13 protein-coding genes are annotated in these 14,578 nt (G+C 65.2%); 3 read left to right on the forward strand and 10 right to left on the reverse strand.

Annotated elements, in window-relative coordinates:
* Nucleotides 1–31: 31 nt before the first annotated feature.
* The 5 genes from lpxK to ACTG4J_RS02400 form a co-directional block, all read right to left on the reverse strand.
* Nucleotides 32–1,033, reverse strand: coding sequence for a tetraacyldisaccharide 4'-kinase (lpxK, locus tag ACTG4J_RS02380; RefSeq protein WP_439136890.1), 1,002 nt, complete (start codon nt 1,031–1,033; stop codon nt 32–34).
* Nucleotides 1,033–2,322, reverse strand: coding sequence for a 3-deoxy-D-manno-octulosonic acid transferase (locus tag ACTG4J_RS02385; RefSeq protein ID WP_439136891.1), 1,290 nt, complete (start codon nt 2,320–2,322; stop codon nt 1,033–1,035). Before ACTG4J_RS02385 ends, lpxK begins: the two co-directional genes overlap by 1 nt.
* A gap of 72 nt (nt 2,323–2,394) precedes the next feature.
* Complete coding sequence (locus tag ACTG4J_RS02390; RefSeq protein ID WP_439136907.1) at nt 2,395–3,174, reverse strand: 3'(2'),5'-bisphosphate nucleotidase CysQ; 780 nt, start codon at nt 3,172–3,174, stop codon at nt 2,395–2,397.
* 13 nt (nt 3,175–3,187) lie between these two features.
* Nucleotides 3,188–4,534, reverse strand: a complete 1,347-nt coding sequence (locus ACTG4J_RS02395; RefSeq protein ID WP_439136892.1) for a TldD/PmbA family protein — start codon at nt 4,532–4,534, stop codon at nt 3,188–3,190.
* Nucleotides 4,535–4,637: 103 nt separating this feature from the next.
* Nucleotides 4,638–6,134 carry a DUF2125 domain-containing protein gene (locus ACTG4J_RS02400; RefSeq protein WP_439136893.1) on the reverse strand — a complete coding sequence of 499 codons (1,497 nt, stop codon included), beginning with the start codon at nt 6,132–6,134 and terminating at the stop codon, nt 4,638–4,640.
* Nucleotides 6,135–6,299: 165 nt separating this feature from the next.
* Here ACTG4J_RS02400 and ACTG4J_RS02405 point away from each other — a divergent pair, with 165 nt between their 5' ends.
* Together ACTG4J_RS02405 and ACTG4J_RS02410 are read left to right on the forward strand one after the other, a co-directional pair.
* Nucleotides 6,300–7,055: an SDR family oxidoreductase gene (locus ACTG4J_RS02405; RefSeq protein ID WP_439136894.1), complete on the forward strand. Its 756-nt coding sequence runs from the start codon at nt 6,300–6,302 to the stop codon at nt 7,053–7,055.
* Complete coding sequence (locus ACTG4J_RS02410) at nt 7,052–7,678, forward strand: enoyl-CoA hydratase/isomerase family protein (protein WP_439136895.1); 627 nt, start codon at nt 7,052–7,054, stop codon at nt 7,676–7,678. Before ACTG4J_RS02405 ends, ACTG4J_RS02410 begins: the two co-directional genes overlap by 4 nt.
* Here the strand turns inward: ACTG4J_RS02410 and ACTG4J_RS02415 are convergent.
* Nucleotides 7,675–7,980, reverse strand: a complete 306-nt coding sequence (locus tag ACTG4J_RS02415; RefSeq protein ID WP_439136896.1) for an HNH endonuclease — start codon at nt 7,978–7,980, stop codon at nt 7,675–7,677. The two genes, ACTG4J_RS02410 and ACTG4J_RS02415, sit on opposite strands and share 4 nt — an antisense overlap.
* A gap of 46 nt (nt 7,981–8,026) precedes the next feature.
* Between ACTG4J_RS02415 and ACTG4J_RS02420 the strand changes: the two genes are divergently transcribed.
* Nucleotides 8,027–9,202 carry a TIGR03862 family flavoprotein gene (locus tag ACTG4J_RS02420; protein ID WP_439136897.1) on the forward strand — a complete coding sequence of 392 codons (1,176 nt, stop codon included), beginning with the start codon at nt 8,027–8,029 and terminating at the stop codon, nt 9,200–9,202.
* A 141-nt stretch (nt 9,203–9,343) separates the two neighbouring features.
* Here the strand turns inward: ACTG4J_RS02420 and ACTG4J_RS02425 are convergent, their stop codons facing one another.
* The 4 genes from ACTG4J_RS02425 to ACTG4J_RS02440 form a co-directional block, all read right to left on the reverse strand.
* Entirely contained in the window at nt 9,344–9,937 is a 594-nt protein-coding gene (locus ACTG4J_RS02425; RefSeq protein ID WP_439136898.1) for a glutathione S-transferase family protein, read from the reverse strand.
* 2 nt (nt 9,938–9,939) lie between these two features.
* Entirely contained in the window at nt 9,940–10,971 is a 1,032-nt protein-coding gene (gene holA / locus ACTG4J_RS02430; protein ID WP_439136899.1) for a DNA polymerase III subunit delta, read from the reverse strand.
* A 33-nt stretch (nt 10,972–11,004) separates the two neighbouring features.
* Nucleotides 11,005–13,572 carry a leucine--tRNA ligase gene (gene leuS, locus ACTG4J_RS02435; RefSeq protein ID WP_439136900.1) on the reverse strand — a complete coding sequence of 856 codons (2,568 nt, stop codon included), beginning with the start codon at nt 13,570–13,572 and terminating at the stop codon, nt 11,005–11,007.
* Between the two features lie 90 nt (nt 13,573–13,662).
* Nucleotides 13,663–14,208, reverse strand: a complete 546-nt coding sequence (locus ACTG4J_RS02440) for a DUF3576 domain-containing protein (protein ID WP_439136901.1) — start codon at nt 14,206–14,208, stop codon at nt 13,663–13,665.
* Between the last annotated feature and the right edge of the window lie 370 nt (nt 14,209–14,578).

Raw genomic sequence — 14,578 nt, forward strand, 5'->3', positions numbered from 1 at the left:
GGGCGGCCTTTGGGCCGCCCTTTTCTTGCGGTCATGGCTGCGTTGTCCGCCCCGTCAAGATCCGTGCGATCGCCGCATCGAGTGCCGTCCAATCCGCAATTTCCAGCCGCACGGGCAAGGTCATGACCTCAGCGCGCAGCGCGGGCGCAAGGCGGACGGCGTCTTTCTCGGTTGTCACCACCTGCGCACCTTGCGCCTTGGCCTCGCGCAACATGCGCTGCATCAAGGCATCGCTCAGTGGTTGATGATCGCGCAGTGCATGGGTGGCGCGCAAATCCGCCCCCAGCGCGCTGAGCGTGCGAAAGAATTTCTCTGGGTGGCCGATGCCCGCAAAGGCGAGCACGGGCATTCCCGCAAGCGGCAGGCCGGTTGGCAAGGGCGCAAGCGTGCCCGTGACATGCGGCACCTGCACGCTTGCGCCCCATCTTGCGCCAAAACGCGACTGTGCCGCATCATCGCCGATAGACAGAACCAGATCGGCCCGCGCCAAGCCGACGGCGATGGGTTCGCGCAACGGCCCCGCCGGGATCACCTTGCCATTGCCGAAGCCCATATGCGCATCCACCACAACCACCGCCAGATCATGGGAAAGGCTCGGGTTCTGAAACCCGTCATCGAGCAAGATCGCCTGCGCGCCCGCGGCGATGGCCGCGCGTGCGCCCGCGGCGCGATCCTTGGCCACCCAAACCGGCATAAAGGCCGCCAACAGCAGCGCCTCATCGCCGGTTTCCGCGGCTTTGTGCTGGCGTTCCACGACCTGCACCGGGCCTTGCAGCGTCCCGCCATGGCCACGCGTCACCGCATGCGCGGTGATCCCGCGCGCCGCCAAACGCGCAGCCAGCGCGATGACGGTCGGTGTCTTGCCGGTGCCGCCTGCATTCAGATTGCCGACGCAGATCACCGGCACGCCCAGCTTCTCGCGCGGTCCGCTGGCCAGCCGGTGCCGCGTCGCGCCTGCGTAAAGCGCGCCAAGCGGCGATAGTAACGTCGCCCAAAGCCCCGGTGGCTCGTGCCAGAACATCGGCGCGCGCATCAGCCGGCCGCCTCGTCCAAGGTCTCGAGCAAGATCGCCTTGGCGCGATCCGTCACATCCGCCCCGGCCGAGACCACCTCCCATGCGGCATGGGCCATGACCGCAGCGCGATCGGGTGCGAGCAACTCATCGACCGCCTCGGCCAAGGCCTGCGGAGATGGCACAAGCCGCGCGGCGCGCGCATCGGTCAGCCGTTGGTAGATATCGACGAAATTGGTGACATAGGGGCCATGCAAAATGGCCGATCCAAGGGCTGCGGGCTCGAACGGATTATGACCGCCGATCGGTTCCCATGAACCAGCGACGAAGCTGACGCTCGCCAAGCGATACCACAGCCCCAACTCGCCCATCGTATCGGCCAGGTAGACGGGGGCCTCGGCCTCGGGGTTTTCGCCTGCGCTGCGTCGGGTAAAGGCCCAACCATCATCTGACAGCATCAGGGCGATTTCATCACTCCGCGCGGGGTGTCGCGGTACCAAGATCAGCAAGAGCCGCGGATTGGTCCGCATCGCGATGCGGTGCGCCTCCAGCACCTTGCGCTCTTCGCCGGGATGGGTCGAGGCCGCGACCCAGACCGGGCGGTTTCCTATGACGGCGCGCATGGCATCGAGTAACCGATTGTCGACGGGAAGGGCCGCGGCCCCTTCCTTGAGCGTCCCTGTCACCATTACGCGATCCATGGGCATGCCGAGGCGGCGCAGATAGATCGCGCTCAGATCGTCTTGGACCATCGCAAGCCGGAAGCGTCCCAAGAGACTGCGTGCCATGCCACGCAGGAACCGCCAACGATCATGGCTGGCCTTGGACATGCGCGCATTGAGCAGCAACATGGCAATGCCGCGCGCGTGGGTCTCGCAGATCAAGGCCGGCCATAGCTCGCTTTCGGTCCAGACCGCGACATCGGGTTTCCAGTGATCAAGGAAACGGCCCACGAATACGCGCGCATCCAGCGGCACATATTGATGCATCGCCCCCTCGGGTAAGCGATCGGCCATCACGGCGGCGGATGTCACGGTGCCGGTTGTGACCAGAATGGACAGATCGGGTCGTTCCTCCAAAAGCAAGCGGATCAATTCCAACAGGGCAAGGGATTCGCCCACGCTGGCCGCGTGAAACCAGATCAACGGCCCTTGCGGTCTGGCATGACCGGCAATTCCGCGGCGTTCATCCAGCCGCGCGGGGTCTTCCTTGCCCACAGCCGCGCGCTGCGTCAGCTTGCGTTCGGCAAAGCTCAGAGCGCCGCGTCCGGACCAGGCGAGATAGAGTGCAAGGGAGAGTGAGCGTTCCATCGAAGATGTCAGCCATTCATGTTTGGGCGACCGTCGTAGCTGCGGCGCACCCTAGGGATTGGTCGGCGCGGGTCAAGCGGCCGGGCCATCGCCTGCGCCCCGTGCATGCAGCAAGGCCGCGTGCAATCCCGGCGCACCGGCAAACACGCCGGCGACTTTTGGACTGGCACTGTTGAAACGGAGGTGCTGGCCCGTCGCATCGGTGGCCATGCCGCCAGCCTCGGTGATGATCAGGCTACCTGCGGCGATATCCCATTCCCATGTAGCGCGGAACGTCATCATCGCGTCGAACCGCCCCTCGCCCACCAGCGCCATGCGATAGGCCAGCGACGGGCGATAGGCACGGGTCACCGCCGGCACGCCGTGGGGCCAATGCGCAGGGCCAAGCGTATGCTTCGTGGCCAGAACCTCGGCCTCGTGGAAATGACGCGCCTCCGAGGCACGGATCGGCATGTCGTTGAGTGTCGCCCCCCCGCCAAGGGCCGCGGCGTATAGCTTGCCGCGGATTGGCAGGTAGACCGCTGCCGCGATCACCGCCCCATCCTCGACCACGGCCAGCGAATGCGAAAAGGCGGAGCTGCCTTCGATAAAGGCGCGGGTGCCGTCGATCGGGTCGATGACGAAAACCCGCCGCGCCGCCAGTCTTGCGTGGTCGTCTGGGGTTTCCTCGGATAGCCAGCCATAATCGGGGCGTGCATCCATCAGGCGATCTTGCAGCATGTCGTTGACGGCTAGATCGGCCTCGGTCACGGGACCGGCATCATCGGGCTTGTCCCATGTTTCGGGATCGTCGCGAAAATAGCGCGCCGCGATCCGGCCTGCGCCGCGCGCCGCCTCGATCAGCAAGAGCATATCTTCGCGCGCGTCAGGCCCCTGCAAGCGTCAGCCCCTCGACCAAAAGCGAGGGTACGACACGGCTGAGGTGCGGGCGCGCGTCATTGGCAGGACGGATCGACATGAGCATCTCGTGCAGGTTGCCCGCGACGGTGCATTCATTGACCGGATAGGTGATCTCGCCGTTTTCCACCCAGAACCCCGAGGCGCCGCGCGAATAATCGCCTGTGGTCGCGTTGATGGATGAGCCGATCATCGACGTGATCAAAAGCCCCGTTCCCATCTCGCGCAGCAGCGCATCGCGGCTTTGGCTGCCTTGGGTCAGGGCCACATTGCTGACCGCGGGCGATGGCGGCGAAGATGTGCCGCGGCTGGCGCTACCCGTCGAAGGCAAGCCCAGCTTTCGCCCGGTAGCCAGATCCAAGGTCCATTCCATCAAGATGCCATCATCCACGATGATCCGACGCCGCGTGGCCAGCCCCTCGCCATCGAAGGGGCGCGAGGCTGCGGCGCGGGGGCGGTGTGGGTCTTCGATGATCGAAAGCCCCTTGGGCAAGACCTGCGCCCCCATCAGATCGCGCGCCCATGATGCGCCGCGCGTGATCGCGGTGCCATTGGTCGCCGACAAAAGATGCCCGATCAGCCCCGATGCGATGCGCTCGTCGAAGATCACGGGATATGCGCCGGTTTTCGGTTTGCGCGCGCCCATCCGCGCCACGCTGCGTTCGCCCGCGATGCGGCCGATCTCGGCCGGGTCCAGCAGGTCGGCGGCATGGTTGCGCCCATCGCCGAAATAATCACGCTCCATCCCCAAACCTTCGCCGCTGATCGCGACGCAGGACAGCCCGTGATCCGAGCGCGCATAGCCGCCCGCAAAGCCGTTGCTGGCGGCCAGATGCACACGGCTGCGCGAAAAGCCCGCATTGGCGGCCTGCACTTGGCTAACGCCCTTGACGGCGAGCGCGGCCGCTTCGGCCATTTGCGCCATATGCTCCAGCTGGGCCGGGTCAGGATCGGTGCCGGGATCGCACATGTCCAGCGCGTCACCATCGCGCAGCGGCGATAATTGATCGGGATCAGCCAGCCCGATGGTGGGGTCATCTGGGGCCAGACGGGCCATCGTGACCGCGCGGCTGGCCATCTCTTGCAAGGTTTCGTCGCGGATATCGGAGGCCGAGACACAGGCTTGGCGCTGCCCGACCATGACGCGCAGCCCAACCTCGACGCCTTCGGAGCGTTCGGCCTGTTCCAAGCCACCGCTGCGCACGCTGATCGAAAGCGAGGTGCCGTCGACCGCAATCGCATCAGCGCCATCCGCACCTGCACGGCGTGCATGGTGAAGCAACGCTTCGGTCAGATCGGCGAGGGATGTTGACATGTGCATGGCACCTTGGCGCTTGGGTTTCATCTGGACCTAGTGCCCACACCCGCTCGGCGCAAGCCATCGCAGCCGCGCCACCGGTTTGGGCCTTGGGCCTGCCTCAGCGCAGAGGCACGCCATTGGCGCTGATCCCGCCGCCTTGGGTGAATTCCAGCCGCGTCTCAAGCGTGTCGGGGTCTGCACCGGGCCGGGCAAAAGCACCCAGCAGCCCGCGCGCCATCGCCAATTGCTCGATCGGGACCAGGCCCGCCGCCTGCAATCGGTCGAAAAGCGCGTTCAGCCCGCGCAATTGCAGATCGACCGCGCCGACGGGCATGGGGATCGGACCGGGCGGGAAATCGGCGCGCCCGCTGCCGGTCAGTTCCGCACCCGCAGCAGTGATCCGCAACTCGTTGATACCAAGATCGACAAGCTGGCCGGGGATATCGCCCATTCCTGCGGGATCGAGAGCGAACAAGTCGCGCAAGATCCGCGCCGTGCCGCTGAGATCGACAATGGCGGTGATGGGGTCGCGCGGGATTGCTTGCCCCGGATCGACGAGCGCCCAAATCTCGGGGCTGGGTGCCAGATCACGATAGGCCAGCCGCAGCGCGATGGGTTGCGGCCCATCGGTTGGTGCAAGCGGCATACGAAACGCAAGCTCGGCCCCGCCGACCGTAAAGGCGACAGGGACCGGCAATTCCCGCGCCGCCAGATAGGTTGATGCCACCGTTGCACTCAGGGCGAAATCCACCGCATCGCGCGAGATATCCGCCGAAAGACGCCCGCCTTGATTGGAGGCCAGCAAGGTAAAGCCATCGCGCGGATGCGAAAAGGTCATCTCCAGCCGCGCGCTGTCATAGGCCAAGACGCCGCTGTTGGCGAAATTCTCGGGAAAGGCACCCGGCTTGGTGGCGAGGTTGGCGAAATTCGTAAGTTGACCCGCGTTGGCACTGGTGCTGGCACCCAAGGCAAAGCTGATCTTCATCGACCCCTCTTCGCCCGGTGGCGGCGTGATATCCAGCGCGCCCGACAGGCCGCTGATTGCGGCGTTGCTGGTGTAGCGTAGATCCGTGGGGTTGGTTCCGTCGATCTCGTATCGGGCCGTCAGATCGGCCACGGCGATCATGACATCGATCACCGGCAGTGGGGCATTGCCACCGGTGATGGGGCGATCTTCGAACATCAAGCGCGAGGCGGTATAGTCATAGACCCGTGCGGCCGGCGTGCCGCTGGCGATCACGCGCAGATCCGGCGCGATCATGGCGAAGTTCAGATCAACGGGCTGCCCGCCATTGCCCAGGTCGAGGCTGATTGTCAGGTCATAGGTATCAGACATGGTGATAATGACGCGGCCGTCGCCGGTTTCGTTGAACACCACCTGATCGAGCCGCACCATCGTGCTGACCTCGGCATCGGTGTAGCGCATGGCATAGCCGTTCAGCGTCAGGCTGCCATCACCGGGGATCTGCTCTTGCACGCTCACCATCTGGCCCATGGCGGCTGATTGGCTCTGCCATTCGGCCCAGAGTTCCTCGGCGGTCAGCGCCAACACGGGCTGCACCCATCCCAGCGTCAGCGCCGGGATTGTCAGGAAAAGCGGTTTCAAAAAGGCCATGGCATGCATCCGTCACACAGAGGGGGTAGGGCATCACGACTGTCGGCCCGGCGTGGCGTATCGGTCAAGTGCCGATACCACATTGCCAGCGCTTTGGTCTGGCCGCGCAGGGTTCGCGCCGCTAGCATGCATGCCGAACCGGCATCACGCAAGAAAGGTTGGCCCATGCCCGATATGACCGCGAAAACTGTTGTGATCACCGGTGCCAGCCGTGGGATCGGTGCGGCCGCTGCCCGCGCCTTTGCCGCGCAAGGGGCCAATGTCGTGCTTTTGGCGCGTGACCGTGACGCGGTCGCGGCGATCGCCGGGGAAATCGGCCCGCGCGCGCTGGCCGTGCCTTGCGATGTGACCCGCTATTGGGAGGTGGAGGCCGCCCTTGGCGCGGCTGTTACGGCTTTTGGTGGCCTTGATGTTTTGATCAGCAATGCAGGCGTGATCGACCCCATCTCCGATGTCGATGCCGCTGACCCCGAGATGTGGAGCCAAGCCATCGACATCAACCTCAAGGGCGTCTTTCATGGTGCGCATGCGGCCCTGCCGCTGATGTTGCAACGCGGTGGCGGCACGCTGATCACGGTCAGCTCGGGTGCTGCCGTCAATCCGATCGAGGGGTGGAGCGCTTATTGCGCCTCCAAGGCGGGGGCCAAGATGTTCACCGCTTGCCTGAACACGGAATACGGCGCGCGTGGTATCCGTGCGCTGGGCCTGTCGCCCGGGACCGTCGCCACCGATATGCAGCGCGAGATTAAGCAATCGGGGGTGAATGCGATCAGCCAGCTGGATTGGTCGGTGCATATTCCGCCCGAATGGCCCGCTCAGGCGTTGGTCTGGATGTGCGGGCCTGATGCCGATCCATGGCTTGGCAATGACATCTCGCTGCGCGATCCCGACATCCGCAAAGCCGTGGGTGTTGGCCCATGATCGATTGCGCGCGCGATGACGGGCTTTGGACACTGACACTGAACCGCCCCGAAAAGGCAAATTCGCTGACCGCCGCGATGCTGGAAAGGATGGTCGATCTGTTGCTGGAGGCCTCGGTCGACCCGCATTTGCGCGCCCTGATCGTGACCGGGGCGGGGGACAAGGTCTTTTCCGCCGGTGCCGATCTGGAGGCGGCGCGCGCGGGGCTTGCGACCTCGCCCCTATGGGAACAGGTCTCGGGCGCGATCGCCGCGCTTCCTTGCCTGACCATCGCGGCCCTGAACGGCACGCTGGCGGGGGGTGCCTTTGGCATGGCGCTTGCCTGCGATACCCGCATCGCGGTGCCGGGCGCGCGTTTTTTCTACCCTGTGGCCAAGCTCGGCTTTCTGCCGCAACCCTCCGACCCGGGGCGGCTGGTGGCGCTGATCGGGCCTGCAAGGACCAAGCTCTTATTGCTTGGCGGGCAGAAATTTACCGCGGATGAGGCGCTGACCTTTGGCCTGATCGACAGGATCGTGCCGGGCGCGGAGCTGATGGAGGCGGCGCGCGACATCGCGGGTGATGCGCTTGCGGGAAACCCGGATGTGCTGCAGCGGATCAAGGCGATGTGCGCGGGCCGCTAACGCTGTTTCCACGCACGCCTGCCGCCGGCGGTCTTGGCATGGAAATCGGGCGGGCGCTTGGCGATCCACGCGAGAAAGGCCGCAAGCCGTGGATGGCCGCGCAGGGCGTCGATGCTGTTGTAGCTGCGGGCCAATTCCGCCTCGGACAAGGTGGCGTGGATTTCATTATGGCAGATCTGGTGGAGCAACACGACAGGACCGCCCTTGCCGCCGCGCAGTTTCGGCGTCAGGTGGTGCAGGCTTTGTTTCGCCCGTGGCGGGATCGGCCGGTCGCAAAGCGGGCAGATGGGAAGATCGTCCATGACGGCCAAGGATGGTGTGCGCAGGGCGCATGGCAAGGGGCGATGGATGGCTGAGGTGGTGGATGCGCTGGTGATCGGGTCGGGGCCTGCCGGGCTGATGGCGGCCGAGGCGCTGGTGCGCGCCGGGCGCGATGTGGTCATCGCCGAGGCCAAGCCATCGGTCGGGCGAAAATTCCTAATGGCGGGCAAATCGGGGCTGAATCTGACCAAGGCAGAGGGTCTGGAGGATTTCGTCGCGGCCTATGGCGCGGCCGCCCCGTGGCTTGCGCCGATGCTGGCCGAGATGGGGCCCGATCAGGTCATGGCTTGGGCCGAGGATCTGGGCCAGCCGGTGTTCACCGGCAGCTCAGGCCGGGTCTTTCCGCATGCGATGAAGGCAAGCCCGCTTCTGCGCGGCTGGGTCAGGCGCATCGACGCAGCAGTCAGGACGGGGTGGCGCTGGGTCGGGCTGGCGGGGGGGGATTGGGTCTTTGACACGGCCAAGGGGCGGCAGGCGATCCGCCCCGGCGTGGTGGTTTTGGCGCTTGGCGGGGCAAGTTGGGCGCGGCTGGGATCGGACGGGCAATGGGCAGGGTTATTGGCGGCAAGCGGGGTCGAGATCGCGTCGTTTCGTCCCGCCAATATGGGGTTCCGCGTCGATTGGTCGGCGCATATGGCGGCGCATTTCGGTCGCCCGCTCAAGGGGGTGGGGTTTGCGGACGGCGATGGGTCTTGGGTGCGTGGCGAGGCGGTGATTTCGGCCCGGGGGATCGAGGGGGGCGGCATCTATGCGGTCAGTGCCGCCGTGCGCGACGGGGCCGCGTTGGTTGTCGATCTCTTGCCGGATCTGGCGCAGGCCGTGGTGGCCGAACGCTTGGCCGCCCGCCCGCCCAAGCGCAGCCTGTCGCAGCATCTGGAAAAGGCGCTGAAGCTTGACCCGGTCAAGCGGGCGCTGTTGCAGGAATTCGGCCGCCCCTTGCCCGAGGGGGCGGGGCTGGCCCGGCTGATCAAGGGGCTGGAAATCCGCCATCAGGGCCCGCGCCCGATGGATGAGGCGATCTCGACCGCAGGCGGTGTGACGCGCGGGGCGGTCGATGCGGGGTTGATGCTGCACGCAATGCCCGGTGTTTTCGTGGCCGGCGAGATGCTGGATTGGGAGGCGCCGACCGGGGGCTATCTGATCACCGGCTGCCTGGCCACCGGGCTTTGGGCGGGGCGGCATGCGGCGGATTGGGGGCGTTGAAGGCAGGTTCTTGATCAGGCGGCGCCGCCCCTGTCGCCAGAGGCGACGAGTCTTTCGTGAGGGGGCTCTGCCCCCGGCCTTCGGCCTCCCCCGGAGTATTTTCGAAGCAAAGATGGGCGCTGCGTGAACCTTGATGCGGGGTTAACGCTTGAGGGCGCGGGTGAAGGCGGGGCGGGCGCGCATCATCGCCATATGCTCTTGCAGGCGCGGTTCGGTCACCGGGAACTTGGCATTCGCGGCCCAACCGCAGCAATGCGCGAGCAAGATATCGGCGATGGTCAGGGTCTCGCCCATCAGGAAGGGGCCAGTCGTATCCATGCGGCTCGCCATATGGGCCTGGCTGCGGGTGAATTCCCATTGCAGGCTGTCCTTGATCGCGGGCAGGCGGTGTTCCTCGGGCAAGACGAAGCTGTGTCGCGCGGCGGTCCACAACAGCGCGTCGAATTCATCGAGGATCAGGTGGGTCAGGCTGTCTTGATGGGCGCGTTCCGTGGTGCCGGGGGCGAAGGCGAGCGCGCCGTGGCGGTCGGCCAGATAGGTCATGATCGCTACCGAATCGGTAATGGGCACACCATCGGCGACGAAGACCGGCACCTTGCCCGCGGGGCTGACGCGCATGACCTCGGGCGAGCGGGGGGCGGCGTCGATATGGTCGTAATCGATGCCCAACTCCTCCAGTGTCCAGAGCACGCGGAAGGCGCGGCTTTTGACAGCACCGATCAAGGTATAGCTCATCACTATCGTCTCCCTTTACCCGGCATCATTGCGAGCCGGATCAATGCGCGTTCCATCAGCGCCATTTGTGGCGCGCTTTGCGCCGAACGCAAGGTCAGGTCAGTGTCCACCAGCAGGCTGAGGGCGGTTTCCAGCGGGTCGCGGCCCCAGCGGTTGATCTGCGCCAGCATGCGGTCGCGGCGCGGGCCGAAGACGGGGGGGCGCTGTGCCTGAAGCCCCGCAGCGGCCCCGCCCGGATGGCAAGCGGCGGCATGCAGCGTGCGAAAATGGCGCAGGGCCGCGATGCAAAGCGTTACCGGGGCCACGCCCTGACCCGAGAGGCGCGACAAGAGCGGGCCGATCGCAGCGGCATCGGCCTCGGCCGTGGCGTGCAGGATATCGTCAAGTTCGGCCTCGCGCGTCAGGGGCGCGATGGCCGCGATATCGGCGGCGCTGACCGGAGTTGCATCGCCGCGTTTGTAAAGACCGAGTTTCTCGATCGTCTGGCGCAGATCGCCGGGGGGCAGGCTGCGCGCCAGCGCCTCGAGATCATCCATCGCATCGCGCGGCAGATCGCGCAGCCCCGCCTCGGCCAGAAGGGCCGCGATTTCGGCGCGCGAGGGCGGATCGTCGTAGATCGCGGCGGCGCGGGCGAATTTATGCTCTTCGAAGAGTTTGCGCAGCGCCGATTTCGGGGTCAGGCGCGCGGCGGTGGCGATGATCTGCGCGTCGCCCGGTTGCCATTCCGACAGCGCGCTCGCGAGGGTCGGGGCAAGCCCGTCGGTCGCCCCATCGATGAAAACGGCGCGCGGGCCGGGGAAGAAACCCACCGCCTTGATCGCGTCCAGAAGGGCGGCGGGGTCGCTGCGCAGATCGGCGGCGGCAAGCCGCGTCAGCCGCATCTCTGTCTCGGCATTCTCACCCAAGAGCGCCTTGAGCAATTCCTGACGGCGCAACGCCACGCGCATCGCATCATCGCCGAAGATCAGGCAACCCGCCGATGTGCTATCCGGCGCGCGGACATAGGCGGCGATGTCGCGCGGGGCGAGTTTCATGCGCAGCCCATGAGGGCGCTGGTGGTGCTGTGATCAGATGACGACATTCACGATCCGGCCCGGCACGACGATGAGCTTTTTGGGCTGGCCGCCTGCCAGCGCCTTTTGCACAGCCTCGTCCGCCAGCGCGATCTTTTCAACCTCTGGCATGGGCATATCCTTGGGAACGGTGATTTCGGATTTGCGCTTGCCGTTGATCTGGATGGGCAGGGTGACGGTGTCGGAGACCAGCATCGCCTCGTCCGCTTTGGGCCAAGGGGCGTTGGCGATCAGCCCTTGGGCGCCCAGCATGGCCCAGATTTCCTCGGCCAGATGCGGGGTCATGGGGGACATGAGTTGGGCGAGCGTCAGGGCCGCTTGCCGTTTCGCCCCCGCGCTTGCCTGCGATTTCTGAAGGGCGTTGGTGAAGGCGTAGAGCTTCGCGATGGCCGCATTGAAGCCGAAGCTGTCGATGCCGTTGGTCACGTCGAAGATCGCCTTGTGCATGTCGCGCAAGAGCGCCTCATCGGCCTCGGGGCTGCCCGCCTCTGTGCTTTCGGTGATTTCGGCGGCGATGCGGTGGACGCGGGCGAGGTGCTTGGCCGTCGCCTCGGCGCCGGCGGCGGTCCATTCCACGTCGCGTTCGGGCGGACTGTCGGACAGCACGAACCAGCGCGCGGTGTCGGCGCCGTATTGGGCGATGATGGCGACGGGGTCGACGACGTTGTTTTTCGATTTCGACATCTTGGCGGAAGGGATGATCTCAACCTCGCGGCCATCGTTCAGAAAGCCGCGGCCGTCGCGCAGGTCGACCTCTTCTGGGTAATGGTAAACCGGGCGGCCGTGCGCGTCGGTCGTCTTGTAGATCGCATGCGTCACCATCCCTTGGGTGAAGAGCGCGTCGAAGGGTTCGATCGCGCTCTCGGGCAGGTGGCCGCAGATCGCCATCGCGCGGGCGAAAAAGCGGGAATAGAGAAGGTGCAGGATCGCATGCTCGATGCCGCCGATATATTGGTCGACATTCATCCAATAGGCGGCTTCGGCCATGTCGGTGGGCGTATTGGCGCGCGGTGCGGTGAAGCGGGCGTAGTACCACGACGAATCGACGAAGGTGTCCATCGTGTCGGTTTCGCGCCGGGCGGGGGCGCCGCAGGCGGGGCAGGTGGTCGCGGCCCATGTCGGGTGGCGGTTCAGCGGGTTGCCGGGGATGTCGAAGCTGACATCGCGGGGAAGCTCGATGGGCAGGTTCTCTTTCTTCTCCGGCACCACGTCGCAGGTGTCGCAATGCACCACCGGGATCGGACAGCCCCAGTAGCGCTGGCGGCTCAGGCCCCAGTCGCGCAGGCGGAACTTGGTCACGCCATGGCCGATCCCCTTGCCCTCGCAATGGGCGATGGCGGCGTCGACGGCTTGCGCGCCTGTCGCCTCCTCGGGCCAGTTGAAAGGCAGCGTCCAGCGCACGCGGTCGGTTTTGGGTGGCACGAAGGCCGCGCCGCCGTTTTCGGGCAGCACATGATCGCCTGCCAGCGGCACGAAGGTCGAGATGACGGGAAGGCCGTATTTCCGCGCGAAGTCCAGATCGCGCTGGTCATGGGCGGGGCAGCCGAAGATTGCGCCGGTGCCATACTCCATCAAGATGAAATTGGCGATGTAGACGGGCAATTCCCATGCCGGGTCAAAGGGGTGGCGCACGCGCAGGCCGGTGTCGAACCCGAGTTTTTCGGCTTTTTCGATGGCTTCTTCGGTCGTGCCGCCCTTGCGGGCAAGCGCGCAGAAATCGGAAACCTCAGCGCTTTGCGCCTCAAGCGCGCGGGCAATGGGGTGATCGGGCGAGATGCCCACGAAACTTGCGCCCAAAAGCGTATCGGGGCGGGTCGTGTAGACCTCAACCTGTGTATGGCCATGGGCCGGAGCGACCATGTCAAAGGCGAATTGCAGCCCCCGCGAACGGCCGATCCAATTGGCCTGCATCGTCTTGACCTTGGCGGGCCAATCATCGAGCCCGTCGAGCGCATCCAGCAACTCGCCCGAGAAATCGCTGATCTTGAAGAACCACTGCGTCAGCTCGCGGCGCTCCACATCGGCACCCGAGCGCCAGCCCTTGCCGTCGATCACCTGTTCATTGGCCAGCACGGTCATATCGACCGGGTCCCAGTTCACCACCGCGTTCTTGCGGTAGACCAGCCCTTTTTCGAGGAAATCGAGAAACAGCGCCTGCTGCTGGCCGTAATATTCCGGATCGCAGGTGGCGAACATGCGCGACCAGTCGAGGCCGAAACCCAAGGGCTTCATCTGGGCGACCATCGTGTCGATGTTTTGATATGTCCAATCGGCGGGGTGACCGCCCGATGCCATCGCGGCGTTTTCGGCGGGCATGCCGAAGGCGTCAAAGCCCATCGGGTGCAGCACGTTGAAACCATTGGCCAGCTTGTAGCGCGCGATCACGTCGCCCATCGTGTAGTTGCGCACATGCCCGATATGGATGCGCCCGGACGGGTAGGGAAACATCTCGAGCACATAATACTTGGGCTTATCGTCACTGCGGCGCGCGACGAAAGTTCCGGCCTTTTCCCATTCTTGTTGCCATTTGGGTTCCAGCGTGGCGGGGTCGTAGCGCGACATGGGGCAGGCATCCTTGGGTCTGAGACGAAAACGCCGGGCATCATGGCCCGGCGTGCTGATAGATAAGGCGCGCCGCCGCGTAAAGCGGGCTTAAAGGCTCGCGTCGCGAATGCGCAGCTGACGCGCGCGGGTCAAGATCGCATCTTCGATCTGGCGCGCGACGTCGCGGCTGACCGCGCCATTGCGCGACTGCACCGAGACACGCAGGCTGCGCGCTTCAAGTGCCGGGTCTTGTACGAAGACGGTCGCCCGATAGGCGGTGCGTCCGCCCGGTGGCGTGCCATAGCCGAATTGAATGACGCCCGAAAACGGATCGGCCGCCTCAACCGGCATGAAATTCAAGATCTCGAGCGATGCGTTCCACAGGTAGCGATTCACTTCGACCGTGCTGTTGGGATCGTCGCTATTAGTGAACAGATCGAAGATCGACTCGCGATTGGGGTCGGGCAACAGACCTTCTTCGATGGCGGCTTGGCGGTTGGCCTCGCGGCGCGCTTCACGCCGTTCGTCGGCACCATCGCGTGAGAAAAGCCCGCCACCCGAACCGCCGCCGAAAAGGCCCGCGCCACCGCTGCAGCCCGCCAAAAGCCCCGCGACCGTACAAATTGCTGCTAGTTTTGCCAGTTTACCAAGCATGCGCCGGTCCCTGAATGGCCTTAAATTTGATGCGGTTGTTGGTATAGGAGCGACCCGTTCGCGGCAAGTGTCTTTCCCCCATTGGTCGGGCGAAGCTGACTGTGGCATGTCTGCACCAGCCGCGCGGCAAGACGAAGGCGGGCTGTTCGGCTTTCTTGCAATCGCGGGCGCGCGGCGCGACACAACACCATACTCAATTCGGATTCCCCGTCTTGAGGTGCACCTTTGAATACCAACACGAGGGAAAAACCATGAAAAAGGTTCTCTTCGCTACGACTGCGCTCGTTATGACCGCGGGCATGGCTTCGGCAAATGATAACATCACCTTGTCTGCTGCTGCAAACTTCGGCTTCATCGACAATGGCACTGC

It is taken from the genome of Roseicyclus sp. (assembly GCF_965662675.1).
In the GTDB taxonomy this organism is placed as follows: Bacteria; Pseudomonadota; Alphaproteobacteria; order Rhodobacterales; family Rhodobacteraceae; genus Roseicyclus.